Source organism: Streptomyces phaeochromogenes, from assembly GCF_001418655.1.
Taxonomy (GTDB): domain Bacteria; phylum Actinomycetota; class Actinomycetes; order Streptomycetales; family Streptomycetaceae; genus Streptomyces; species Streptomyces phaeochromogenes.
Window position 1 is genome coordinate 23,937 of record NZ_LIQZ01000406.1, and the last position, 25,069, is coordinate 49,005.

Genomic DNA, 25,069 nt, shown 5'->3' on the forward strand with positions numbered 1-25,069 from the left:
TCACTTGGCCGCCTCCATCGTCGTGGCCTCGATCGACTGCCGCAGTTCGCTGCGGAGTTCGGGGGTCATGACGTGTCCGGCGCGGCCCACGAAGAGCGCCATGTGGTACGCGACGACGCTCATGTCGCAGTCCGGGGCTCCGTGCACACCGAGCAGCGAGCCGTCGCTGATCGACATGACGAACAGGCCGCCGTCGTCCATCGCGACCATGGTCTGCTTGACGCCTCCACCGTCCATCAGCTTGGCGGCGCCGATGGCGAGGCTGCCGATGCCGGACACGATGGTGGCCAGGTCCGCCGCCGAGCCCTTGGGGCTCGTGCGCCTCTCCGTGGTGCGACGCGCCTCGGCGTTTCTCCCGGGGTCGGAGGAGAGCAGCAACAGGCCGTCGGAGGAGACCACCGCGACCGACAGGAGCCCCGGCACCTCCTCGACGAGGTTCGTCAGCAGCCAGTGCAGATTGCGGGCTTCACTGCTCAGTCCGAAGGTACTGGGCGCGATCAACTGCTTGCCTCCTCGACTGTGTCCCCCTTGGTTTCTACGGCATGTGCGGCGGGCTGCTGCAGCCCCGACGTCTGTTCGGCGATCTCCGCTTCGACGTCACGGCGGCCGTGGTTCGCGCCCCGGTGGAATCCGCCGAGCCTGCGGCGCAGGGCCTCGGCGTCCACGGACGCGTTGCGCGGCCTCGCCGCCGGGGCGGGCGCGGAGATCCTGGGGGTCCGCTTGGGCAGCCCCTTGTCGGTGACCGGCTCGTCCGGTTCCTGCGGTCCGTACGATTCCTGCGGTGCCTGCGCTGTCTGCGGTTCGTACGCCGGCTGCGGCTGGTTCGGCGCGTCCGGGACGCGCTCGTGGGCGTCCGGGCCGATGGCGTACGGGTCGGCGCTCGTCTGGGCCGGGAGCGTGATGGGCGGAGTGGCGGCCTCGGGTTCGCGCGCCTCGGCTTCGGCGGGCTCGGAGGTTTCAGCGGGCTCGGAGAGGTCCTCGGCCGGGGGGACCGGTGCCATGAGCACCATGGTCGTCTCGGGGCCGGTGGCGACGGGCTCGGTCGTGTCCGCGGACCGGGCGGGCGGGGAGGACTGCTCGTCCTCGGCGCCGCCCTGCGGGCTCGCGTCCTCGTGGGCTTCGTCGCCTGTGTCGCCGGCGTCCCGCAGCGACTCCTCCGCCGCCGCGATCAGCGGGTCACGGTCCGAACGGGCGTACAGGACATTGGAGTTGACCTCGGCGTCCGCGCCCGGGAGGGAGAGCGCGGGGGCGCCGCCGGCCGTGCGGGCGGTGGTCGCCGAGGGGACGGCGACGGCGGGCGCGGCGGCGAGCAGGGACTTGGGCAGGACGACGACCGCCGTGATGCCGCCCTGCTTCTGCTCGCGCAACTGCACCCGTACGCCGTGCCGGTGGGCGAGCCGGGCCACCACGTACAGGCCGAGCCCGAGTCCTTCGCCGCTCTCCTGGTCGTACGCGTCCTCGGGGTCGAAGTCCGCGAGGCGGGCGTTGAGCTGGGTGAGCCGGTCACCGGTCATGCCGATGCCCTCGTCCTGGACGGAGAGCATGACCTCGCCGCTCTCCAGGAGCCAGCCGGAGACCTCGACGGGCACGTCGGGCGGCGAGAACGACGAGGCGTTCTCCAGGAGTTCGGCCACCAGGTGGCTGATGTCGTCCGCGGCGAACCCGGCGAGGTGCGCATGCGGCGGCAGCGCGGCGATCCGCACCCGCTCGTAGCGCTCGATCTCGCTGACGGCGGCGCGTACGACGTCGACGAGCGGGACCGGGCCGGGGTGCTGGTGGCCGTGGTCGGCGCCCGCGAGGACCAGCAGGTTCTCGCTGTGGCGGCGCATGACGGTGGCGAAGTGGTCGAGCCTGAAGAGGGTGGCGAGGCGGTCGGGGTCCTGCTCGCGCTCCTCCAGGCCCTCGATGACACCGAGTTGGCGCTCGACGAGCCCGAGGGTGCGCAGGGCGAGGTTGACGAAGGTGCCGTGGATGCTGCTGCGGACCTGCTCCAAGTGGGCCACGGAGTCCGCGAGTTCGGAGCGGAGCCGGTCGCGCTCGTCGGCCATCTTCTGGCGCTTGCCGATGAGGTGCTTGCGGTCGTCCTCCAGGGTCGACATCCGCTCGTGCGCCGCGAGGGCGTGCGCGTGGAGCGCGTTGACGGAGCGTACGACCTGGGCGAACTCGTCGTTGCGGCCGGTGAACCTGACCGGTTCCTCGGCGGCCGGTTCGGCGGCGAGGCGGGCCGAGCCGCGGCGCAGGACGGAGAGCGGCCGGGTGAGCGAGCGGGCCATGCCCGTGGCGACGCCGACGGCGAGCAGCATCAGGGCACCCAGGATCGCGATCCGGATCTCCAGCGCGGTGACGTCGTCGTCCCTCAACTGGGCGAGTTCCTTGGCCCGTTGGGTGTTGAGGGATGCCTCGACGCCGCGCATCTGCTCGACGCGGGCGGAGAGCGCGGCGTCCAGCTTCTTGGTGTCGGTGCCGAGTTGGGAGTCGGAGAGGGTGGGCCGGGTCGCCAGGCTCGCGAGGTACTTGTCGGCGGTGTTGACCTCGGCGCCGGTCACCGTGGAGTCGTACGAGGCGCGGTCGGTCTTCGGCGCGGTCTCGCGGAAGCCGGCGATCGCCGCCTGCTCACGGACGTTGGCCTGCATGGCGGCGGCCGTGAGCGCGTTGCGCTGCTTGGTGTCCGCGGCCGTCGACGTGGTGCTCGTCGTGGGCAGGCCCGTGATCGGGTCGGTGCCGGTCTGTGTGGAGGTGGGGACGTTCAGGGCCGCGAGGAGGAGGCCGCGGGTCGCGGCGGCCTGCTGGACCGCGGTGTCGAGGTCGGCGAGGGAGTGCGCGCCGGCGCCCGCGCGGGGCGGGAGCTGCTCGGCCAGTTCCTCGGCGAGGCCGTGGAGTTCGGTGAGGGCGGCGGAGTACGCCTGATGCGCTTCGAGAGCGGTGTTCTTGCCGGTGAGCGCGGCTCGGCGCACGGTGGCGATGTCGTCGAGCGTCTCGCGGAACGCCGCGGGGGCGTCGGCCTCGACGGCTGCCGCGCGGAGTTCGTCGACCTGCCGGTCGACGCGGGCGCTGCGGCTCTCGGAGGGGCCCTTGCCGTCGGGGCGGCCGGCCGCGATGTAGGAGGTGACCTCGTCGCGCTCGTCGGAGAGCGAGTGGGCGAGGGCCAGCGCGTCCTGGGTGCGCCCGGCGAGCGTCACCAGGTTCTGCGAGTCGTTCAGCTCGCTCGACGCGGCGATCACGGACGGGGTACCGGCTCCGGCGATCGCGGCGGCCACGACGGCGACGGCGATGATCAGCCGACTGCGTACGTGCGCGGGGCGACCGCGCCCCGCGGGGTCCGGGATGTTCTGTGCGGTAGGCGAGTTCGGCGTGTGCCCGGAGGCTTCACCCGAGGCCGACTGCCTGCCTTTGCGCCGAGGCCGCATTTTCTGCACCGGTGCTCGCATTCTTGACTCGTGTCCCCATGGGCCCGGGTGACTGCCCGTCAACTCGCGTGTCGTCCCGGTACGGCTCCCGACCCTCCCAGTGCCGGTGGGCAGTGGTCGCGCATCGCCTGACCCGCCACACGAAGGAGTGAACATCCCCGAGGAGCGGACCGGCAAGTTCCCGTGGCGCGTGCGACACCCTTGCGCGGCGGGCCGGTTGGACGTCCACAGCGACCGATGGCAGGATGCGCCACCACGCTTCATCGGAGTCGGTGATTCCACCTCAAAACAGGCGCCTGACCTGCCCGTCAGGGGCAGTTCGATGACGGTTGCCAGCCTTTGGCGAAGCTTGTGAAGGCCTCGTGCAGACTGGCCGAATGCGCTCGGAACTGATCTCGGTCGCCGGTGACCCGGCCCGCCCCGACGAGGACTACGCGTCGCTCGGACTTCCCGCCTCCGGACAGGGCGGTTCGCTCGTCGTCCTGGACGGTGTGACGCCACCGGCCACCGACTACGCCTGTCTGCATTCCGTCCCTTGGTTCACGGCCCGTCTCGGCGGATCCCTGCACGAACTGTCCGTTTCACGGCGAGATCTGACGCTGCCTGAGGTACTCGCGCAAGCCATCCTGCGTACCGCCGACGCCCATCGAGCCACCTGTGACCTTTCTCACCCACGCACCCCACAGGCAACCGTCGTCCTGGCCCGCTGGTCCCCGGAATCCGTCGAGTACCTGGTCCTCTCGGACTCGGCCCTCCTCGTGGAATCCCCCGCCGGCGAGGTCACCCCGCTCCTCGACGACCGCCTCTCCCGGGTCCCCCGCGCCACCCTGACCTCCCACACCGCCACGGACGCCACCCTCCGCAACAAGGAGGGCGGCTTCTTCACGGCAGCGGCGGATCCCTCGGTCGCGGCCCGAGCGGTGACGGGCACGCTCCCGCGCTCCGACGTCCGAGCCCTGGCCGCCCTCACGGACGGCGCGACCCGCTGGACGGACAAGTTCCACGAGGGCGACTGGACGGACCTGTTCGCCCTGATCCGCAAGGAGGGCGGCCAGTCCCTGATCGACCGCGTACGGGCACTGGAGGTGGCGGATACGGAGCGCGTATTCCTGCGCCGCTCGAAGCGGCACGACGACGCGACGGTGGCGTACGTGGAGTTGTAGACCGACCGAGGGTGGGCCGCGCGGGGTGCCGGTCGATCGGCAGTGGTCTGCGCGGGGTGCCGGTCGATCGGCAGTGGTCTGCGCGAGGTGCCGGCCGATCGGCAGTGGTCTGCGCGAGGTGCCGGCCGATCGGCAGTGGTCTGCGCGAGGTGCCGGCCGATCGGGGCTGCCCCTTCAGGCTCACGGCGACCAGGGCACGCCCCTTTAGGGGCGCGGGGAACTGCGCACAGCCACAGCAGGCCCGCAGCCAGCGAACACCCCCGGGAGGAACCCCATTCAGCCCTCGACCCCCCGGTTCAGCCTGTGCAACAACCGCGCCAGCTCAGCCACTTCCCTCCGGTCCCAGCTGGCAAGCTCCCGTACGTACCGCGCCCGCCGCGCATCCCGCACGGCACGGAACCGGACCCGGCCCTCCTCCGTGAGGTGAACGAGCCAGGCCCGCCCGTCCGCGGGATCCGGCTCCCGGGCGACAACGCCCATCTCCTCCAGTGCCCGCAACTGCCGCGACATCGTGGCCTTGCCGACACCGATGTACGCGGCAAGCTCCGTCGCCCGCTGCCGGCCGAGTTCCTCCAGCCGTACGAGCAGGCCGTACGCGGAGGACTCCAGGTCGGGATGGACCTCGCGGACCATCTCGCCGGAGGAGGCGCGGGCACGCCGCAGCAGAACGGTCAGCTCGCGTTCCAGCGCAAGGAACTCCTGGTCCACCCCGCCCTGGTCCACACCACTCGCCGGGTCACCGGATTTCGTCCGGTGCCCCTCGCCGTTTCCGCCCTCGTGCACGTCAGCACCCATGACCCGGTTTCCCGATCGTGAAAGTTTCCGCCAAAGACCGCCATTGCCGCAGCTGGGCCAGTATTTCGCAGGAATAGACCAACGGCAGCCTCCGGCCCCTCTTTCCGCCCGGTCGTCGCGGCGCGTAGCGTCACTGAGAGGCACCCCATGGCATGCCCACGCCACTACCCACATCGAGCGCTCTTCGAGCCCGCGCCTCGAAACACGTTCTCGCACGTTCCCGCACGCTCCCGAACCTTCGAGCACGTTCCCGCACCCTCGCACCCTCGAAGCACTTCGAGCCTTCGGAGGCACGCAATGCCCGTGCACAGATCCCGATTACTGCTCGCAGCCCTCTTCTCCCTCGCCTCTCTCCTCCTCGCCTTCGCCCTCCCGCTCCCGGCCCAGGCGGCCGACGTCCCGCCCCGGGGCTCCGCCCACATGGGGATGGGCGTCATCCCCCACGACGGCCAGGGCGGTCTGCCGACCCCCGGTGACGCCACGCAGACGGAGGGCGTGGACGTCAGCAGCCACCAGGGCAACGTCGCCTGGTCGACCCTGTGGACCAGCGGGGTCAAGTGGGCCTACGTGAAGGCCACCGAGGGGACGTACTACACGAACCCCTACTTCGCCCAGCAGTACAACGGCTCGTACAACGTCGGCATGATCCGTGGCGCGTACCACTTCGCGACCCCCGACACGACGGGCGGAGCCGCCCAGGCCAACTACTTCGTCGACCACGGCGGCGGCTGGTCCAAGGACGGCAGGACCCTGCCGGGCGCCCTCGACATCGAGTGGAACCCGTACGGCGCGGCCTGCTTCGGCAAGACGCAGAGCGCGATGGTCACCTGGATCCGCGACTTCCTCAACCAGTACAAGGCGCGTACCGGCCGCGACGCCGTCATCTACACGGCCACCAGCTGGTGGACCGAGTGCACGGGCAACTACGCCGGCTTCGCCTCCGCCAACCCGCTCTGGATCGCCCGCTACGCCTCGGCCGTGGGCACGCTCCCGGCGGGCTGGAGCTACTACACGATGTGGCAGTACACCTCGTCCGGCCCGACGGTCGGCGACCACAACAAGTTCAACGGAGCTCTGGACCGGGTGGTGGCCCTGGCCAACGGCTGACCCGCACCCACAGACGACCGCGTCAGCGCACACGTACGCGGAAGGCCCGAGCCCCTCTAAGAGGGACCCGGGCCTTGCGTTACCGGTGGACGCCCGTCACGCCGCCACCGGAACCTCCGTCGCCGCGCTGTTCGTCGCCGGGGCGAGGGCCAGTTCGAGGACCTGGCGGACGTCCGTGACCGCGTGGACGTCGAGCTTCTCCAGGACCTCGGCCGGGACGTCGTCCAGGTCGGCCTCGTTGCGCTTCGGGATGATCACGGTCGTGACCCCGGCCCGGTGCGCGGCGAGCAGCTTCTGCTTCACGCCGCCGATCGGGAGGACCCGGCCGGTGAGCGAGACCTCACCGGTCATGGCCACGTCCGTACGGACCAGCCGCCCCGACAGGAGCGAGGCGAGAGCCGTCGTCATGGTGACGCCGGCGCTCGGGCCGTCCTTGGGGACCGCGCCGGCCGGGAAGTGGATGTGCGCACCCCGGTCCTTCAGGTCACCCACGGGCAGTTCGAGTTCGGCTCCGTGACTCCTCAGGAAGGAGAGCGCGATCTGCGCCGACTCCTTCATGACGTCACCGAGCTGACCGGTGAGGGTCAGACCCGACGCGCCCGTCTCCGGGTCGGCCAGCGACGCCTCCACGAAGAGGACGTCACCGCCCGCGCCCGTGACCGCGAGGCCCGTCGCCACGCCCGGCACCGCGGTGCGGCGGTCGGCCGGGTCCGTGGCGGACTCGGGCACGTGGTGCGGCCGTCCGATCAGCGCGCGCAGATCGTCGGCGCCGACCGTGAACGGCAGTTCCCGCTCGCCGAGTTCGTGCTGCGCGGCAACCTTGCGGAGCAGCCGTGCGACGGACCGCTCCAGGTTGCGTACGCCCGCTTCCCGCGTGTACTCGCCGGCCAGCTTGCGCAACGCGCTCTCGTCCAGGGTGACTTCGGCCTTCTCCAGACCGGCCCGCTCCAGCTGACGCGGCAGCAGGTGGTCCCGGGCGATGACGACCTTCTCGTCCTCGGTGTAGCCGTCCAGCCGCACCAGTTCCATACGGTCGAGCAGTGCCTCCGGGATGGCTTCGAGCACGTTGGCCGTGGCGAGGAACACCACGTCGCTCAGGTCGAGTTCGACCTCCAGGTAGTGGTCCCGGAAGGTGTGGTTCTGCGCCGGGTCGAGGACTTCGAGCAGGGCCGCGGCCGGGTCGCCGCGGAAGTCGGAGCCCACCTTGTCGATCTCGTCCAGCAGGACCACCGGGTTCATGGACCCGGCCTCCTTGATGGCCCGCACGACCCGGCCGGGCAGCGCGCCGACGTACGTACGCCGGTGGCCGCGGATCTCCGCCTCGTCCCGTACGCCGCCCAGGGCGACCCGGACGAACTTGCGGCCCATGGCGTGCGCGACGGACTCGCCGAGGCTGGTCTTGCCGACGCCGGGAGGTCCGACGAGCGCGAGCACGGCACCGCCGCGCCGCCCGCCGACGACACCCAGACCCCGGTCGTTACGCCGCTTGCGCACCGCCAGGTACTCGGTGATCCGCTCCTTCACGTCCTCCAGACCGGCGTGCTCGGCGTCCAGGATCGCCTTGGCGCCCTGGATGTCGTACTCGTCCTCGGTGCGCTCGTTCCAGGGGAGCTCCAGGACGGTGTCGAGCCAGGTGCGGATCCAGGAGCCCTCGGGCGACTGGTCGCTGGAGCGCTCCAGCTTCTCGACCTCCTTGAGCGCGGCCTCGCGGACCTTCTCGGGGAGGTCGGCGGCCTCGACGCGGGTCCGGTAGTCGTCGGACTCCTCGCCCTCCGCCTCGCCGTTCAGCTCGCGCAGCTCCTTGCGGACGGCCTCCAGCTGGCGCCGCAGCAGGAACTCCCGCTGCTGCTTGTCCACACCTTCCTGTACGTCCTTGGCGATGGACTCGGCGACATCCTGCTCGGCGAGGTGCTCGCGCAGCTGCTCGGTGGCGAGCTTCAGCCGGGCCACCGGGTCGGCGGTCTCAAGGAGCTCGACCTTCTGGGCGGTCGTGAGGAACGGCGAGTAGCCGGAGTTGTCGGCGAGCGCGGACACGTCGTCAATGGCCTGGACGCGGTCCACGACCTGCCAGGCGGCGCGCTTCTTCAGCCAGTTGGTGGCCAGCGCCTTGTACTCCGTGACCAGCTCGGTCACGGCGCCGGGCAGCGGGTCGGGCACGGTCTCCTCGACCTGGACGCCCTCCACCCACAGAGCGGCTCCGGGGCCGGTCGTACCGGCGCCCACGCGCACCCGGCCGCGCCCGCGGATCAGGGCGCCGGGGTCGCCGTCGGCGAGGCGTCCGACCTGCTCGACCGTGCCGAGCACGCCCGTGTTCGCGTACGTCCCGTCGATCCGCGGAACAAGCAGCACCCTCGGCTTGCTTCCTCCACTGGAGCGCGCGGCGGCCTGTGCGGCCTCCACCGCGGCGCGTACGTCGGCGTCGTTGAGGTCCAGGGGCACCACCATGCCGGGCAGCACGACCTCGTCGTCGAGCGGCAGCACGGGCAGAGTGAGCGGTTCGGACGTCAAAGTCATGATCTCCCCTTCGGCATTCAAGTTGAGCTATGCCGACTCAATGCATGTGAGCCTTCAATTGTTCCCCAGGCGCTGTTCGCTGTGAGCGATCGGGTCGGTGAACCCCGGTGAACGTCTCGCCCGGCCGGTGCGTCACAGGTGCAGCGTCGGATTCCTCAGTCCGTTCCAGTCGTCTGTCACGGGGGCATCATGTGGAGCGCACAACTGCGTCGGTTTCTCGTCGGCCTGGGCCTGTTCGTCACGGTCGCCGTCGGAGTCACCTCCTGCGGAGACAAGTACGGCGAGGCCGGTGCGCACGACCCGGCCCGTGCCGCGGAACGCGCGCGTCAGGTCTCCGACGCCTGGGAGGGTTCGGAGGCCGCGCGGGTGTGGCGTGAGGGCTACTTCCCGCTCGGGGACCCGGTCCGGCTGCCCGAGGGGGCCTTCCACAGCGACACCGACAAGCAGGCGTACCAGCGTCAGAACTTCGAGCTCCGCGGTTCCCTTCCCGGCGCCCCACCGAAGAAGGGGGAGGTCCGCTGGCGCGGCGGCGGCTCACTGGCCGTTCCGGTCGCCTCCGCGCGGGCGGCGTACGAGAAGGTCGGCGGGGATTCCGGTCCCGGGCCCCGGCTCATCGTGACCGGTGCACGGCTCGGGGACATGGCGATCCAGACCAGCCGGGGGCCGGCGACGGTCCCCGCCTGGCACTTCACGATCAAGGGCTACGACACCCCGCTCAAGCGCGTCGCGGTCGTCGCCTCGAAGCTTCCGAAGCCCCCGGTCAAGCCCCTACCGGACCTGACGGACGACCTGTGGAAGCTCGCCGGACTGAAGACGGTGTCGCGGGACGGCCGGACCGTCGTCCTGCGCGCCCACCACGGGTCCTGCGACGACGGCCCCGGCGTCGACGTGCTGGAGAGCGCGGACAACGTGGTGTTCTCCGCCTGGATCCGCAACCCCTCCGACGGTCCCTGCACGAAGGAGCTGCGCGCGAAGAACGTGACGGTGAAGCTGGACCGGCCGGTGGGCGACCGCATGCTCCTCGACGCGTTCACGGGCAGGCCCGTGCCATACGAGGGGTCTCCGTGGTCCCGGTCGTCGTCCTGGAGCTGACCCGGCGCAGCAGCGGCCAGGTGGCCACCCCTATGGCCAGTGCCATCGTGTGCCCCCAGTTCGTCATCGGATCCGTGAACGCGATCAGGTCGCCGATGACCATCCAGCCGAACACCGCGAGCACGGTCCAGCGCAGCCAGGGCCTCAGCAGCCCGGCCAGCGCGCCGACGCTCGCGGCGACGCCGAAGCTGATGCCGTAGTCGTAGCGGTGCAGCGAGCTCTCGGGCAGGTGCCCGGCGAGGACGGAGAGGCCGACGGGTATCTCGGTCGCCAGCGTCGCCAGGCCGTGCCCCAGCAGGAAGACGCCCGCCGTACGCCACCCGCCGATCCGCCGCTCCAACGCGGTGAGCACCAGCAGAAAGGCGATCACGTACGCCGACGTGAGGCCGCCCGCGATCCACAGCGCGCTGGCGACCAGCACCCGCACCGGCGACTGCGCCAAGTGGGCCACATCGGTACTGGACGCCTGGAGCACCCGGTCCACCAGGTTCGGGTCCGCGTACTCGGCGACGACAGAGGTCACCGCGAGGACGACCGCGTACCCGAAGGTGAAGGGGGTTCCGGTGGGCGTCGGGAACAGCCGCCAGGGCCGGACGCGGCGAAGACGGGCGGGCAGGGGCCGGGCGCTCCCGGTGGTGGAGGGCGCGCGTTCGGCAGCCGCGGGCACGCTCTCGGCGGCGGCGAGGTGCGCGCCCTCGGCAGAGACGGTGAGGGGCCGCTGTCGCGGGATGCCGTCGAGCCCGGGGGCGGGAGCGGCGGCCGGATCGGCGGCGGAGCCGGTGGCGGAAAAGAGGGTGGAAGGGGCAGCCGGGGCGGCGGGGTTCGTCGTCTCCGCGCCGCTCGTCACAGGCCTTTTCACCGTGGAGGCTCCTTCCGTCACCCCCAACACTCAGCTTCGCACGGCCGGGCTGTCTGTGACGGGGACCACGGAAGGGCCGATTCACAGCCTTCTCTCATGCTCGGGTGCGGCCCGGCGCAATTCAGCTGCTCATGCTGGGGGAACTTGCCAGGATGACCGCATGACCACCTCGCACGACACCTCCTACGACGCTTCCCATGACGCTTCCTACGGCGCTCCCGAGGTGATCGACCGTCGCGAGGGGCCGTACGGCGAGGTCGTACTCCGTCGCCACGGCGGGCTGCTGCAGATCATCGCCAACGGGTGTTTCCTCATGGACACCTCCGACGGACGCTCGGAGAGACGGCTGGTCGAGGCCGCGCTCGGCGCGCTGGACGGGCGGCCGGGGCCCGACGTCCTGATCGGCGGCCTGGGCGTCGGCTTCTCGCTCGCACACGCGGCCGACGAACCGCGCTGGGGCCGGATCGCCGTCGTCGAACGGGAACGGGCCATCATCGACTGGCACCGGTCCGGTCCGCTCGCCGCCCTGTCGGCGCCCGCGCTCGCGGATCCGCGTACGGAGATCATCGCGGCGGATCTCGTCGCATACGTCAATGAGACGTCCGACACGTACGACGCGCTGTGCCTCGACATCGACAACGGACCCGAGTGGACCGTCACAGAGGGCAACGAAAACCTCTACTCGGCCGCCGGACTCGCCGCGTGCGCAAGGGTGTTGAGGCCCGGTGGGGTACTGGCCGTGTGGTCGGCCCAACCCTCGCCTGATTTCGCAAGAACCTTGGGGAATGCCGGGTTCCGACAGGTGCGTACCGAAGAGATCCCGGTTGCCCGGGGCGTTCCGGACGTCGTACATCTCGCGGTCGGGCCTGGATAGCCGAGCGGCGGTCACTGCCCGTACCCTGCTGACCTGACGCCGATCATTCAAGCGTCAAGCGCAGTCATGGAATCACCCCACTGGTTCCGGAAAGCACACTCAGGGGCGGGCGATGGAGCAGACACACACCTCCCAGAACGGCACGGCGGCCACGCCGGGCGCTCAGCGCCGCGTGCTGGTGATCGAGGACGACCCCACGATCGTGGACGCCATCGCCGCCCGCCTGCGTGCCGAGGGATTCCTCGTGCAAACGGCGGGTGACGGGCCGGCCGCCGTGGACACGGCCGAGGCGTGGCAGCCCGACCTGCTGATCCTCGACATCATGCTGCCGGGCTTCGACGGCCTGGAGGTCTGTCGTCGGGTACAGGCGGCGCGTCCGGTGCCGGTGCTGATGCTCACCGCGCGCGACGACGAGACGGACATGCTGGTCGGCCTCGGCGTGGGCGCCGACGACTACATGACGAAGCCGTTCTCGATGCGCGAGCTGGCCGCGCGCGTGCACGTACTGCTACGACGCGTGGAGCGCGCCGCGCTGGCCGCGTCGACGCCGCGCTCGGGCATCCTGCGGCTCGGCGAGCTGGAGATCGACCACGCGCAGCGCCGGGTCCGGGTGCGCTCCGAGGACGTGCATCTCACGCCCACGGAGTTCGACCTGCTGGTCTGCCTGGCGAACACGCCGCGCGCGGTGCTCTCGCGCGAGCAGCTGCTGGCCGAGGTGTGGGACTGGGCCGACGCGTCCGGCACCCGCACCGTGGACAGCCACATCAAGGCGCTGCGCCGGAAGATCGGTGCCGAGCGCATCCGTACGGTTCATGGCGTGGGCTACGCGCTGGAGACCCCGACGCCCTAGAGTCGGGCACCCTGGTTCGAGGGGGCGGAAGTGATGAGCGGTATCGGTGCGTGGCGCAGGAGTGTGCTGGCGGGTGCGGGATCCCGTTCGCCGTTCGGCAGGCGCCCGGGCTCGGGCAGGCACTCCGGTGCGGGGCCGCATTCCGGCTCGGACGCGGGGTCGCACACCGGCTTGGACGCGGGGCCGCTCGTCGGCTCGGGTACGGGTGCGTTTGTCGGCCCCGGCTCGGATTCACCGCCCCATCCCGGTGGTGGTACCGGTATCAACGCCGGTACCGGTACCGGCTCGGTGTCCGGGTTGAGCCCGGTGCCCGATTCGAGTGCGGCGTCCGGAGCGGCGTCGGCCTCCGGGACGGGCCCCGCCTCCGCGGCGCTGTCGACGACGGACACCTGGGGCGAGATGCGGCCCTTCTCGATCAAGACGAAGCTCGGCGCTCTGGTCGTCGTCTCGGTCTTCATCACCACCGGTCTGCTGATGATCGCGGTGCGCACCGAGACGGAACTGCGCTTCATCACGGTCTTCTCGGTGATCGCGACGCTGCTGATCACCCAGTTCGTGGCGCACTCGCTGACATCGCCGCTGGACGAGATGAACACCGTGGCGCGGGGCATCTCGCACGGCGACTACACCCGCCGGGTCAGGGGCGCCGACCGCCGCGACGAGCTGGGCGATCTGGCCCAGACGATCAACCGCATGGCCGACGACCTGGAGGCCCAGGAGCGCCAGCGCAAGGAACTCGTGGCGAACGTCTCCCACGAGCTGCGCACCCCCATCGCGGGACTGCGCGCGGTCCTGGAGAACGTGGTGGACGGTGTCTCCGCCGCCGACCCCGAGACGATGCGTACGGCCCTGAAGCAGACGGAGCGGCTGGGGCGGCTCGTGGAGACGCTTCTCGACCTCTCCCGCCTGGACAACGGCGTCGTACCGCTGCGCAAGCGCCGCTTCGAGGTGTGGCCGTACCTGTCCGGCGTGCTGAAGGAGGCCAACATGGTCGCCTCGGCGCGCGCGGGCATCGCTTCCGGCTCCGGCAGTCACACGCGTACGGACGTCCATCTGCACCTGGACGTCTCGCCGCCCGAGCTGACCGCGCACGCGGACCCGGAGCGGATACACCAGGTCGTCGCCAACCTCATCGACAACGCGGTCAAGCACAGCCCGCCGCACGGCCGCGTCACCGTGAAGGCGCGGCGCGGCGAGGGACACGAGTCGCTGGACCTGGAGGTCCTGGACGAGGGTCCGGGCATCCCGCGCTCGGAGTGGCACCGGGTCTTCGAGCGGTTCAACCGCGGCGGCGTGGTCGCCCCGCACGGTCCCGGCAGCGACGGCGGTACGGGCCTCGGGCTCGCGATCGCCCGCTGGGCGGTGGATCTGCACGGCGGCCGGATCGGTGTGGCCGAATCCCCGCGTGGCTGCCGGATCCAGGTCACTCTTCCGGGCGTGCCTTCGCTTGACAGATTGACGTAGGGTTCAAATCTAGAGCCCAAGATCCATGAGTGAATCGTGTGATCGGGCAGCAGGACACGTGTCATCGCGCGGTCCTCGTACGGAGGCTCGGCCTTTCGGGGTCGCAGTCCTGACCCGACGTGTCGGTTCCGCATCGGAACCTCGCTTGTTTCCCGCCATTTCCACCACCGAAACACGCTTTTCGATGTGACTTACGCGACGATGACCAGGCCCGGCCTGACCTACGCGGTCCGGGAGGCGTAGCCTTTATTCCCGCTGTCCATCACCTTGTGAAGCGGAAGAGGGCGGTTGCCGCCGTGTCGCCACAGTCCCCCAGTAACTCGAGCACCTCGACAGAGGACCAAGCCGGGAAGAAGAACCCCGCTGCTGCGTTCGGTCCCAATGAGTGGCTCGTCGACGAGATCTATCAGCAGTACCTCCAGGACCCGAATTCGGTAGACCGAGCCTGGTGGGACTTCTTCGCCGACTACAAGCCGGGCGGCGTCGCCGCCTCGGCCCCGTCGGGTACCGCGGCCTCGGGTACCGCGGCCGCGGGGGCCGCGGGGACCACCACGGTCGCTCCGGCCGCCCCTGCGGCGCCCGCGGCTCCGGCTCAGGCCGCTCCGGCCCCGGCCGCACCCGCGGCGCCGAAGCCGGCAGCCGCCGCGCCGGCGAAGCCCGCCGCCGCTGCTCCTGCCGCTGCTCCGGCGAAGCCCGCCGCGGCCAAGCCGGCCGCAGCGAAGGCGGCGCCCGCGTCGGAGTCCCCGGAGGGTCCGGAGTACGTGACGCTGCGCGGCCCGAGTGCCGCGGTCGCGAAGAACATGAACGCCTCCATCGAGGTGCCCACGGCCACGTCCGTGCGCGCGGTCCCGGTGAAGCTGCTCTTCGACAACCGCATCGTCATCAACAACCACCTGAAGCGTGCCCGGGGCGGGAAGATCTCCTTCACCCACCTCATCGGCTACGCGATGGTGCAGGCCATCAAGGCCATGCCGTCGATGAACTACTCCTTCGTGGAGAAGGACGGCAAGCCGACGCTGGTCAAGCCGGAGCACATCAACTTCGGCCTCGCCATCGACCTGGTGAAGCCCAACGGCGACCGCCAGCTGGTCGTCGCGGGCATCAAGAAGGCCGAGACGCTGAACTTCTTCGAGTTCTGGCAGGCCTACGAGGACATCGTCCGCCGCGCCCGTGACGGCAAGCTGACGATGGACGACTTCACGGGCGTGACCGTGTCGTTGACCAACCCCGGCGGCCTCGGCACCGTCCACTCGGTCCCGCGTCTGATGCCCGGTCAGTCGGTCATCATGGGCGTCGGCTCGATGGACTACCCGGCGGAGTTCCAGGGCACGTCCCAGGACACCCTGAACAAGCTCGGCATCTCGAAGGTCATGACGCTCACGTCGACCTACGACCACCGGGTGATCCAGGGCGCCGCGTCGGGCGAGTTCCTCCGCATCGTCGCGAACTACCTCCTCGGCGAGAACGGCTTCTACGACGAGATCTTCGAGGCCCTGCGCATTCCGTACGAGCCGGTCCGCTGGCTCAAGGACATCGACGCCTCGCACGACGACGACGTCACGAAGGCCGCCCGTGTCTTCGAGCTGATCCACTCCTACCGGGTCCGCGGCCACGTCATGGCCGACACCGACCCGCTGGAGTACAAGCAGCGCAAGCACCCCGACCTGGACATCACCGAGCACGGGCTCACGCTGTGGGACCTGGAGCGCGAGTTCGCGGTCGGCGGCTTCGCCGGCAAGTCGATGATGAAGCTGCGCGACATCCTCGGCGTCCTGCGCGACTCGTACTGCCGCACCACCGGCGTCGAGTTCATGCACATCCAGGACCCGAAGCAGCGCAAGTGGATCCAGGACCGCATCGAGCGCTCGAACACCAAGCCGGAGCGCGAGGAGCAGCTGCGCATCCTGCGGCGGCTGAACGCGGCGGAGGCCTTCGAGACCTTCCTGCAGACGAAGTACGTCGGCCAGAAGCGGTTCTCCCTGGAGGGCGGCGAGTCCGTCATCCCGCTGCTCGACGCGGTTCTCGACAGCGCTGCGGAGTCCCGTCTCGACGAGGTCGTCATCGGCATGGCCCACCGCGGCCGGCTGAACGTCCTGGCGAACATCGTCGGCAAGTCGTACGCGCAGATCTTCCGCGAGTTCGAGGGCAACCTCGACCCGAAGTCGATGCACGGCTCCGGTGACGTGAAGTACCACCTGGGCGCCGAGGGCGTGTTCACCGGTCTGGACGGCGAGCAGATCAAGGTCTCGCTGGCCGCCAACCCCTCGCACCTGGAGGCGGTCGACCCGGTCCTGGAGGGTGTCGTCCGCGCCAAGCAGGACGTCATCAACAAGGGCGGCACGGACTTCACGGTCCTGCCGGTCGCCCTGCACGGCGACGCGGCCTTCGCGGGCCAGGGCGTGGTTGCGGAGACCCTGAACATGTCGCAGCTGCGCGGCTACCGCACCGGCGGCACGGTCCACGTGGTCATCAACAACCAGGTCGGTTTCACGGCGGCGCCCGAGTCCTCGCGCTCCTCCATGTACTCGACCGACGTGGCCCGCATGATCGAGGCCCCGATCTTCCACGTGAACGGCGACGACCCGGAGGCCGTGGTCCGCGTCGCGCGGCTGGCCTTCGAGTTCCGTCAGGCGTTCAACAAGGACGTGGTGATCGACCTCATCTGCTACCGCCGCCGCGGTCACAACGAGTCGGACAACCCGGCCTTCACCCAGCCGCTGATGTACGACCTGATCGACAAGAAGCGCTCGGTGCGCAAGCTCTACACCGAGTCCCTCATCGGTCGCGGCGACATCACCCTGGAAGAGGCCGAGCAGGCCCTGCAGGACTACCAGGGCCAGCTGGAGAAGGTCTTCACGGAGGTCCGCGAGGCGGCGAACGCGCCGGCCGAGGCCCATGTCCCGGACGCGCAGCCCGAGTTCCCGGTGACCGTCACCACGGCGGTCTCCCAGGAGGTCGTCAAGCGCATCGCCGAGTCCCAGGTCAACATCCCCGACCGCGTCACCGTCCACCCGCGTCTGCTGCCGCAGCTGCAGCGCCGCGCGGCCATGGTCGAGGACGGCACGATCGACTGGGGCATGGGCGAGACGCTGGCCATCGGCTCCCTGCTCCTTGAGGGCACCCCGGTGCGCCTCTCGGGCCAGGACACCCGCCGCGGCACGTTCGGCCAGCGCCACGCGGTGCTGATCGACCGGGAGACGGGCGAGGACTTCACCCCGCTCCAGCACATGGCCGAGGACCAGGCCCGTTACAACATCTACGACTCGCTGCTCAGCGAGTACGCGGCGATGGGCTTCGAGTACGGCTACTCGCTCGCGAGGCCCGAGTCCCTGGTCATGTGGGAGGCCCAGTTCGGCGACTTCGTCAACGGCGCCCAGACGGTCGTGGACGAGTTCATCTCGTCGGCGGAGCAGAAGTGGGGCCAGACGTCAGGCGTCACGCTCCTGCTCCCCCACGGCTACGAGGGCCAGGGCCCGGACCACTCGTCCGCGCGTCCCGAGCGCTTCCTCCAGATCTGCGCGCAGAACAACATGACGGTCGCGATGCCGACCCTCCCGTCGAACTACTTCCACCTCCTGCGGTGGCAGGTGCACAACCCGCACCACAAGCCGCTGGTGGTCTTCACCCCGAAGTCGATGCTCCGCCTCAAGGCGGCGGCGTCGAAGGCGGAGGAGTTCACGACGGGCGGCTTCCGCCCGGTCATCGGCGACGCGTCCGTGGACCCGTCCGCCGTCCGCAAGGTCGTCTTCACCGCGGGCAAGGTCTACTACGACCTCGACGGGGAGCGCACCAAGCGCGGCTCGACGGACACGGCCATCATCCGCATCGAGCGCCTGTACCCGCTGCCGGGTGCCGAGCTCCAGGCGGAGATCGCCAAGTACCCGAACGCCGAGAAGTACCTGTGGGCCCAGGAGGAGCCGGCGAACCAGGGTGCCTGGCCGTTCATCGCCCTCAACCTGATCGACCACCTGGACCTGGCGGTCGGCGCGGACGTTCCTCACGGGGAGCGGCTGCGACGGATCTCCCGCCCGGCGTCCTCGTCGCCGGCGGTGGGTTCGGCGAAGCGGCATCAGGCTGAGCAGGAGCAGTTGGTGCGGGAGGTGTTCGAGGCCTAGGCCTCGTCCCACCGCATGCGAAAGGGGTCGGCCCCGAGTCCTGAGGACTCGGGGCCGACCCCTTTCGTATGTCCCGTCTAGCCCAGGTAGGCCTCGAAGTCCCAGTAGGGCCGGGTGCGCTGGCGGGCCGAGATGGTGTGCGGGTGCTGGGCGCCCAGGGTGCGGGTGAGGGAGAGCAGGCCGTCCTCCTCCAGCTTCCCCGCCTCCTCCTGCTCCCGGGCCGCACGCAGGTCCGCGGAGAGGGCCACCTGGCAGGAGAGGGTGAGCGGGTGCTCCTCACCGAGCGAGTGCCGGACCCGGCGCAGGGTGTCGCGGCTCAGGTCGACGGCGTCGGCGATGCGGCCGTTGAAGTTGCGCGCGCTCGCGGCGTTCAGCGCGCAGCCCAGCACCCAGGGGTGGTCGGGGCCGAGCGTGGCGGTGAGTCCGGCGAGCGCGGACTCGAACATCGACATGGCCTCGGCACGTTCACCCGCGGCCTGCATGACCAGGCCGGTGTTGGAGAGCATGCCGGTCGCGACAGGGTGTGCGGGCCCGAGGAGGGCCCGGTAGCCGGCCTCCGCCTCCGCGATCAGATCGCGTGACTGGCTCAGGTCACCGTGCTCCCGCAGGAAGTTGCCGTAGTTCGTCAGGAAGGACAGCGTGCGGTAGTGCTCCCGGCCGTGCAGCTGGACCAGCTGTTCCAGGAGACTTGCCATTGAGGGCCCCACGTCCTGTGTGTGACCGCCCTCGCGACGGCGGCACATGGCCAGTTGGGCGCGTGCCTCCAGGGTCTGCGGATGCAGTGGTCCGAGCACCTGAACATGGAGTCGGACGATGGGCTCCTGGCGGGACAGCGCGTCGCGGTAGCGGCCGAGGAGGCGCAGATCGTGGCCTACCGCGCTGCCGGAATTGAGCGTGCTGATGTGCCGGGCGCGCAGCAGGCTCTCCCGCAGGGCGAGGGTCTCCAGGTCGAGTTCGTACGCCTCCGCGTACTTGCCGAGGAGCCGCAGGCCGACGCCCAGATTGTGCCGGGCGATCAGGGTGGGAGCCTCGTCCGGGCCGAGCAGACGGTTGTTGCCGTCGTGGACCTCTCGCTGCAGGGTGTGCGCCTCCTCGTATCGCCCGAGGTGGCGCAAGCTGTTGGCCATGGCGCTCTTGGTGCTCAGCTCTCCGAGTTCGCTGCGTTCCGGAGCTGCCTGCAACCTCGTGAGAACACCGTCGTCGAGTTCGTACGCGTCCCGGAACCGGCCGCTGGCCCGCAGGATGTTGCTCTCCTGGGTGGTCAGGTCGAGCATCGGCTGGGCCAGCGGTTCCACCGTCCGGGACCAGCGGTCACGGATCTGCTGCGCCAACTTGAGGCCGCCGTTGTACTCCCCGCTGCGGAAGCAGTACCGCAGGCAGTTCAGTACGGCCTCCTGGACCCGTGGCCGGGTGCTGTCCAGCGCGCCGGAGGGTTCCAGGTGCGGGAGCAGCTCGGCGTACCGGGGCCAGTTCCTGCTGTCCAAGGGGTTACCGGGGTCGGCCTCCGCGAGGAGGCTGCGGACGGCCTTGCGATGAGTGGCGCGGCTGTCCTCGCTGGTCAGCTTGGAGACGATGTCGTGGACGAGCCGGTGCATGTGGACGGACTCCTGGTGCGGGCCCATCTCGGCGCCGGCGGGACCGCGGGTCTCACGCGTGAGCACCGAGTAGTTGACCAGCGTGTCAAGGGCGCGGGTCCAGGCGGGCAGGTCGGTGGCCATCCACCGCAGCTCCTCGGGGAGTTCGGCCTGCGGATAGGCGCGGATCAGGCCGAGCGGGATGCGTCCGGGCGCGAAGGACGTGCTCAGGCTGAGGACGTCGATGGCCTGCGGCTGCGAGCGGCGGAGCCTGTTGAGCAGTATCGACCAGGAGGTCATGGAGGACTGCGGGAAGCCCTCGCCGGTGGCGGGTTCGTCGACGGTGGTGAGCTTGCGCTCGCGGACCATCCGCAGGTACTCGGGCACTTCCATGCCGGACTCGCCGAGCCAGGAAGCCGCCTGCACGAGCGGCAGCGGTACGTCGCCGAACTCGACGGCGACCTCGTCGGCCTGGTCCGAGGTGATGTGGGGTGCTCGGCGCATCAGGTATCCGGTGGACTCCGCACGCAGGAAGGCGGGGATCTCCAGGATGTCCGTGTGCTCGCTCCAGCCGCGGTTGCGGGAGGTGACCAGGACATGCCCGGAGCCCTGCGGGAGCAGCGTGTTGATGCCTTCGGTGTCGTCCCAGCCGTCGAAGATCAGCAGCCAGCGGGAGTGCGGCTCCCCACGCCGCAGGGCGTCACGCACGGCGCGGATGCGCTCACCCGGCTCGCTGCCGCTCCGCAGACCGAGTTCCACGGCGAGTTCACCGAAGCGGTCACGCTGGATGTTGCGGTCGTCGGAGTTGATCCACCACACCATGTCGTAGTCGGGGCTGAAGCGGTGCGCGTACTCGGCGGCGAGCTGGGTCTTGCCGATGCCGGACATACCGAGCAGCGTGCACGCGGAGGCTCCGCGCTCGGCGTCGGAAAGGCGCTGGTGAAGGTCGGTGAGCAGGTCGTCCCGGCCGGTGAACCGCGGGTTGCGGCGCGGGACCTCCCCCCAGACCTCGGCCCGTGTCTCCGGGTAGCGGAGCCGGGTGGGGACGGACCTCGGGGTACGGCGGCGCTCCAGGCCGAGTCGGCTCAGCAGACGCTCCTCGGCCGCCTCCTCGCTCAGCCCCCACAGGCTGGCCGGTTCGAGGACCGCGGTGGCCGGAAGCAGCGGCCGGTTGGTGAGGTTGACCGCGGCGAAGCGGTCGGCGTGCGCGGCGACGAAACCGCGCAGGGCGTCGTTCCACTCACCCGCAGGGCGCGGACCGAGCTCGAAGAACCAGTCGTTGAGGACGAGGAGTACCCGCCCGCTGGACAGCAGGAGGTCGCCCAGCGAGTCCTCGAGCGGCACCTCACGGGGTGGGTCCCAGCGCTGCTGGGTGGCGCGGTGACCGTGACGCTCCAGGCACTGTGCGATCCATGCCGCCCACGAGCGGTGGTATCCCGGGAAGACCACGAGGAAGTGCTCGGGTGCCGCCGCGCTGTCCCGGCCCGTCCCCCGCTGTTCCGCCATCACACGCTCCCTGCTTCCCACGTCCGTCGCGCCTGTCCGCCGGGTGCGTCCCATTCATGCGTCCGCACACGACGCAACTGATCTTGCACCCAGTGTCACCCAGGATTTCGGGTCGCCACGCCGAGACTCGCGTGATGCCTGCTCATCTCCTGGACGAACTCCCTTCCCGCAAAGGTCAGTTCATCGGATTCGAGGAGAATGGACAAGGCTTCCCCGACCTGTTCCCGGTAGGTCTCGAACTGCTGCGTGGCCTTGCGTCGCCATGCGTCGGGAGTGACCGGCCCGGTCCGTGCCCGCCACCAGAGATCGGTGAGCGCGAGATGTGCGTACGCCCCCTGGAGTACGGCCGGAACGGGGCGCGGGTCGAGTCGCCATGCCACCCGGTGGAGGGTCCCGCCGCCCGGACGGTACAGGGGCACGAATTCGTGCAGGGCGGCCAGTTTGGTGTGGTGGGACTCGTGTACCAGGGACTCCGCCAGCTCACTTGCGTCGGCAGGCAGTTGAGTCAGTACGGCGCCCGGGGAGGACCGGAGCGTGGCGCTCATCGGGATGCCTGCGCCCCCCACCGGAGACACGAGCGGTACCACGGCGCGCAACACCGCGCTCGTCTCAGCGGCGCGCCCCGGGTCGGTCGCCGACAGGAGCGTGTGCGCCTCGTGCCAGCGCCGGGCCCACGGCCGGTGGTCGGAGTGCGGGCGATCGGCCGCCGGCAGGGCCGCGGGGCCGATCCCGCGCCGCGGCACTCGGTAGGGATCGAGGTCGTCAAGGACAACGGTGCTGCCGGGCAGTGTCCGTAGTGCGGACCAGCCGCGTTCGCTGCCGACCGGGCGCCGGGTGCCCGGCTCGCCTCGTGCCGTGGGGCGGGGCAGGATCACCTCGCTCCCGCCCGCGCCGTCCGTGATCCGCAGCAGCCCACCCCGGCCGCTCAGCCGGGCGCTGCCCGACGGGCAGTGCAGCACGCCGAGACCGGGCAGCACCAGGCTGCCCGACGGCTGTGTGAGCGTGCCGCCGACCTGGCAGCCCGCACGGACGGCGGCGGCGACCGCCACGCCGCCCAGGTACGCCAGGTGCCTCTCGAAGGCGGGACCCTCGGGCGCGGCAAGCGTCTCGGTCAGCCAGGCGCCGATCATCGGGTAGTCGACGACATCACGGACGGCGGCGGGGTCGCTGCGCTCAGCGCGCTCCAGCAGTGCCCAGTCCTGCTCGAAGCGCCGACCCACCTCGGGCGCCAGCAGGGCACGCCGCTGTTCGAACCGGACGAGGAGGGATTTGACGAGCAGCATGCGACGCGCGTGGAGTGCGGCACGCAGTGCCGCGGTGGCCTCCGGGAGAGGCCGGGTCCGCGCGAGTTCTGTGAAGACCTCCAAAGGGACGGCTGCCAGGGTCATCCCTGGCCTTCCTCACCCTCGAGGGCACCAGTGACCGGAAACGTACGCTGGCCGCCCTCGCCACCGACATACCAGACCTGCCCGAACTCGCGGGAACTCTTCAGTACTTGATCGACGGCCGCGATGAGCCCCGGATCATCCATGGCACGCAATGTCCGCAGGTCGACGTCGGTGAGGTCGGGCAGGGCCACCGTCCGTCCGGTGTCCCGGCCAGGGTCGGCCGCCCGATTCCTCTGCTCCCCCACCCTCGGCTCCTCCCTGCCGACGCCCGCCCCGCACGGCCGCAACGGCTGCCCAGTTCTTCCCGACGCGTGGGAATCAGAAACCCTTACCGATCAACTCCGGTCATGGGCCGCACGGTTGAGCCGCTCCTCGGACCAGGGGTACCAGGGCGGCGAGGCGCGGCTCCACTCGTCGTCCGGCAGTGGCCGCCGCCCGGTCGGCGGAGCCGTTCGCGCGGCGAGTTCCTCCGCCGCTCCGCGGGTCGACTCGACGTCGTCCCAGTCGACTTCGGTGAGTACTCCGACGAGCCGCTGCCACTGGTCGCGGGCCGCCCGGTAGGCCTCGCCGGCCGCGGCGGGGCGTCCCATGAGGGCGAGGACCGCGGCGCGGCCGTGCAGCGCGCGGGCGGCCGTCACCGAGCCGGGGTCCTCGCCGTGGGCCCGCCGGGCCTCGCGTTCCGCGGCCTCGTACGCCTGGAGCGCGTCGGCCAGGACGGGCGCCCCGGCGCGGTGCCACAGTTCCAGGCGCACCCGCCCCAACTGGAGCCAGGACTCGGCCTGTACGTCGTCGGAGGTCGCAGCCCGAACTGCCTGCCCCAGCAGATGCCGGCTCTCGTACAGGTCCGGCAGGAAGCCCAGATGCCGGAACCGCTGTGCCAGCGCGCTCCCGATGAGGCCCTGGAGTCTGCCGCGCTGGTCGGACCGGGCGGGCAGGGCCTTGAGTGCCTCGCGCAGGACGTTCTCGGTCCGGTCGACGATGCCGGCGCCGTCCGGCCGGGAGGCGCGCCGGAGCAGTGACTCGCCCCAGGCGGTGAGGAGTTCGCAGCGCCGGACACTGTCCGGCGGGGCGAGCATGGCTGCCGTCTCGTACGCCTCGTCGGCCGCCGGGTGGTCGCCCGCGGCGTCGTGGAAGGCGGCCCGGGCGGCCAGGCAGGACAGGCGCAGGGCCGGGTCGTCGGCCGCGGCGCGTTCGGCGCGTACGAGGGCGTCGTGCGCCTCTGATCCGTCGGCCCCGGAGGCGTGCAGGGCCCGGGCGAGATCCAGCAGGGCCGGGCCGCGTACGGCGTCGGGGGCGCCCTCGCTGTCCAACAGGGCGCATCCTTCGCGGAGTTCGGGGACCGCCTCGCCGGGCCGGTCCAGGTCGAGCAGCAGTCGGCCGCGACGCAGCAGCCGCTGCCTGCGCAGGGGTTCGGGCCAGGTGCCGTCCGGGTCCGACGGGCTGCCGAGGACGTCCAGTGCGGCGGTGAGGTGTGCGGTGTCCGCGGTGAGGCGCCACAACTCGTGCCGGGACGCGGCGAGTTCCAGTGCGGCCTCGCTGCGGTGGGTGCTGCCGGCCGGTGCCGTGCGGTGGGCGCGGGCGAACTCGGCGACTGCGGCGTTCAGGAGCTGCGCGCGACGGTCGCCGGTGCGCGCGGCCGCGGTGCCGGCCTCCGCCCGCAGGACGCGGCCGAGGAGCACATGGGCGCGTACGGCGTCGGGGAGGGCGGCGCCGCCCTGGCGTACGGCTGCTTCGGCCTGTTCCTTCGCGCGGCGCAGGACGGTCGGGTCGGCCAGGGCCTGCCACTGGCCGAGGAGCCGCTCGGCCTCGGCGAGGGGTACGGGCGTCTCCAGGTCGGGGAGGTAGAAGCGCAGGACGCGGGCGGGGATGCGGGCGAACAGTTCGGCCTCGACATCGCCGCGGTCGTCCGGCCGGCCCTCGCCGTCGGTGACGCCGGTCGCGGTGACGGTGGTGCCGTGGTCGGCGAGGCGGGCGGCGGCGAACGCGGCGAAGTTGCGGGTGCCCTTGCCGAAGTGGCGTTCCACGTAGGCGGAGCAGTGTTTGAGGACCAGTCCTGCGGTGTCCTGGTCGAGCGAGCCGAGCAGCAGGTCCTGGACGCGGCCGGGGTAGACGAAGCAGGGCTGCCGTTCGGTGCCGGGCAGTTGCCTGAGCAGGCCGCCCAGGAGGACTTCGGCCAGTTCCATGGGTCCGGTGTCCGGGAGCATGGCCCGCTGGACGAGTTGCATGACGGGCAGGGTGAGCGGGGCCGCGGCGAGGTACACGGCCAGGCGGACCGCGCCGGGCGAGGCGCCGGCCCGGAAGGCGCGCAGGAGTTCGTCGTCGCCGCGTGGGGCGGGGGACTGCGCGGGCACGTTCTCCGCC

15 protein-coding genes and 1 pseudogene are annotated in these 25,069 nt (G+C 71.0%); 7 read left to right on the forward strand and 9 right to left on the reverse strand.

What is annotated here, in order from left to right:
* Both AOK17_RS40775 and AOK17_RS40780 read right to left on the reverse strand, forming a co-directional pair.
* Complete coding sequence (locus tag AOK17_RS40775; RefSeq protein ID WP_055617688.1) at nt 1-501, reverse strand: roadblock/LC7 domain-containing protein; 501 nt, start codon at nt 499-501, stop codon at nt 1-3.
* Nucleotides 498-3,428 (reverse strand): sensor histidine kinase, encoded by a 2,931-nt coding sequence (locus AOK17_RS40780; RefSeq protein ID WP_079053571.1) that lies wholly within the window; start codon nt 3,426-3,428, stop codon nt 498-500. Before AOK17_RS40780 ends, AOK17_RS40775 begins: the two co-directional genes overlap by 4 nt.
* A gap of 356 nt (nt 3,429-3,784) precedes the next feature.
* Between AOK17_RS40780 and AOK17_RS40785 the strand changes: the two genes are divergently transcribed.
* Entirely contained in the window at nt 3,785-4,570 is a 786-nt protein-coding gene (locus AOK17_RS40785) for a protein phosphatase 2C domain-containing protein (protein WP_055617689.1), read from the forward strand.
* Nucleotides 4,571-4,846: 276 nt separating this feature from the next.
* Here the strand turns inward: AOK17_RS40785 and AOK17_RS40790 are convergent, their stop codons facing one another.
* Complete coding sequence (locus tag AOK17_RS40790) at nt 4,847-5,353, reverse strand: MarR family winged helix-turn-helix transcriptional regulator (RefSeq protein WP_055617703.1); 507 nt, start codon at nt 5,351-5,353, stop codon at nt 4,847-4,849.
* Nucleotides 5,354-5,662: 309 nt separating this feature from the next.
* Here AOK17_RS40790 and AOK17_RS40795 point away from each other — a divergent pair, with 309 nt between their 5' ends.
* On the forward strand, nt 5,663-6,472 hold the full coding sequence (locus AOK17_RS40795) for a lysozyme (protein WP_055617690.1): 810 nt from the start codon (nt 5,663-5,665) through the stop codon (nt 6,470-6,472).
* A 96-nt stretch (nt 6,473-6,568) separates the two neighbouring features.
* Here the strand turns inward: AOK17_RS40795 and lon are convergent, their stop codons facing one another.
* The gene (lon, locus tag AOK17_RS40800) at nt 6,569-8,986 is read right to left on the reverse strand and encodes an endopeptidase La (RefSeq protein WP_055617691.1); all 2,418 of its coding nucleotides are present in this window, start codon (nt 8,984-8,986) and stop codon (nt 6,569-6,571) included.
* 189 nt (nt 8,987-9,175) lie between these two features.
* On the opposite strand from lon, the gene AOK17_RS40805 reads away from it, so the two are divergent.
* A complete protein-coding gene (locus tag AOK17_RS40805) occupies nt 9,176-10,078 on the forward strand; it encodes a hypothetical protein (protein WP_055617692.1) in 903 nt (300 codons plus the stop codon).
* Here the strand turns inward: AOK17_RS40805 and AOK17_RS40810 are convergent.
* A complete protein-coding gene (locus AOK17_RS40810; RefSeq protein WP_245697686.1) occupies nt 10,017-10,937 on the reverse strand; it encodes a rhomboid-like protein in 921 nt (306 codons plus the stop codon). The two genes, AOK17_RS40805 and AOK17_RS40810, sit on opposite strands and share 62 nt — an antisense overlap.
* Before the next feature lie 160 nt (nt 10,938-11,097).
* On the opposite strand from AOK17_RS40810, the gene AOK17_RS40815 reads away from it, so the two are divergent.
* The 4 genes from AOK17_RS40815 to AOK17_RS40835 all read left to right on the forward strand — a co-directional run bounded on the left by AOK17_RS40815 (nt 11,098) and on the right by AOK17_RS40835 (nt 18,240).
* Nucleotides 11,098-11,811, forward strand: coding sequence for a spermine/spermidine synthase domain-containing protein (locus tag AOK17_RS40815; RefSeq protein WP_055617693.1), 714 nt, complete (start codon nt 11,098-11,100; stop codon nt 11,809-11,811).
* Nucleotides 11,812-11,923: 112 nt separating this feature from the next.
* On the forward strand, nt 11,924-12,661 hold the full coding sequence (locus tag AOK17_RS40820; RefSeq protein WP_055617694.1) for a response regulator transcription factor: 738 nt from the start codon (nt 11,924-11,926) through the stop codon (nt 12,659-12,661).
* Between the two features lie 399 nt (nt 12,662-13,060).
* Nucleotides 13,061-14,125 carry a HAMP domain-containing sensor histidine kinase gene (locus AOK17_RS40830; RefSeq protein WP_055617705.1) on the forward strand — a complete coding sequence of 355 codons (1,065 nt, stop codon included), beginning with the start codon at nt 13,061-13,063 and terminating at the stop codon, nt 14,123-14,125.
* 296 nt (nt 14,126-14,421) lie between these two features.
* A complete protein-coding gene (locus AOK17_RS40835; RefSeq protein ID WP_055617706.1) occupies nt 14,422-18,240 on the forward strand; it encodes a multifunctional oxoglutarate decarboxylase/oxoglutarate dehydrogenase thiamine pyrophosphate-binding subunit/dihydrolipoyllysine-residue succinyltransferase subunit in 3,819 nt (1,272 codons plus the stop codon).
* A 77-nt stretch (nt 18,241-18,317) separates the two neighbouring features.
* Here AOK17_RS40835 and fxsT read toward each other — a convergent pair whose 3' ends face one another.
* The 4 genes and pseudogenes from fxsT to AOK17_RS40855 form a co-directional block, all read right to left on the reverse strand.
* Entirely contained in the window at nt 18,318-21,320 is a 3,003-nt protein-coding gene (gene fxsT, locus AOK17_RS40840; protein WP_055617696.1) for an FxSxx-COOH system tetratricopeptide repeat protein, read from the reverse strand.
* A gap of 95 nt (nt 21,321-21,415) precedes the next feature.
* Nucleotides 21,416-22,708: an aKG-HExxH-type peptide beta-hydroxylase gene (locus AOK17_RS40845; protein ID WP_055617697.1), complete on the reverse strand. Its 1,293-nt coding sequence runs from the start codon at nt 22,706-22,708 to the stop codon at nt 21,416-21,418.
* On the reverse strand, nt 22,705-22,899 hold the full coding sequence (locus tag AOK17_RS40850) for a hypothetical protein (RefSeq protein WP_157881499.1): 195 nt from the start codon (nt 22,897-22,899) through the stop codon (nt 22,705-22,707). The genes AOK17_RS40845 and AOK17_RS40850 overlap by 4 nt, the downstream gene beginning before the upstream one ends.
* Before the next feature lie 144 nt (nt 22,900-23,043).
* Nucleotides 23,044-25,069, reverse strand: a pseudogene (locus AOK17_RS40855) (SAV_2336 N-terminal domain-related protein); the annotation flags it as partial.

Excerpts from the sequence above, each read along its gene's own strand:
- AOK17_RS40780 (WP_079053571.1), bottom strand. The coding sequence starts at position 3,428 with ATGCGAGCACCGGTGCAGAAAATGCGGCCTCGGCGCAAAGGCAGGCAG.
- AOK17_RS40785 (WP_055617689.1), top strand. The coding sequence starts at position 3,785 with ATGCGCTCGGAACTGATCTCGGTCGCCGGTGACCCGGCCCGCCCCGAC.
- AOK17_RS40795 (WP_055617690.1), top strand. The coding sequence starts at position 5,663 with ATGCCCGTGCACAGATCCCGATTACTGCTCGCAGCCCTCTTCTCCCTC.
- lon (WP_055617691.1), bottom strand. The coding sequence starts at position 8,986 with ATGACTTTGACGTCCGAACCGCTCACTCTGCCCGTGCTGCCGCTCGAC.
- AOK17_RS40805 (WP_055617692.1), top strand. The coding sequence starts at position 9,176 with ATGTGGAGCGCACAACTGCGTCGGTTTCTCGTCGGCCTGGGCCTGTTC.
- AOK17_RS40815 (WP_055617693.1), top strand. The coding sequence starts at position 11,098 with ATGACCACCTCGCACGACACCTCCTACGACGCTTCCCATGACGCTTCC.
- AOK17_RS40820 (WP_055617694.1), top strand. The coding sequence starts at position 11,924 with ATGGAGCAGACACACACCTCCCAGAACGGCACGGCGGCCACGCCGGGC.
- AOK17_RS40830 (WP_055617705.1), top strand. The coding sequence starts at position 13,061 with ATGCGGCCCTTCTCGATCAAGACGAAGCTCGGCGCTCTGGTCGTCGTC.
- fxsT (WP_055617696.1), bottom strand. The coding sequence starts at position 21,320 with ATGGCGGAACAGCGGGGGACGGGCCGGGACAGCGCGGCGGCACCCGAG.
- AOK17_RS40845 (WP_055617697.1), bottom strand. The coding sequence starts at position 22,708 with ATGACCCTGGCAGCCGTCCCTTTGGAGGTCTTCACAGAACTCGCGCGG.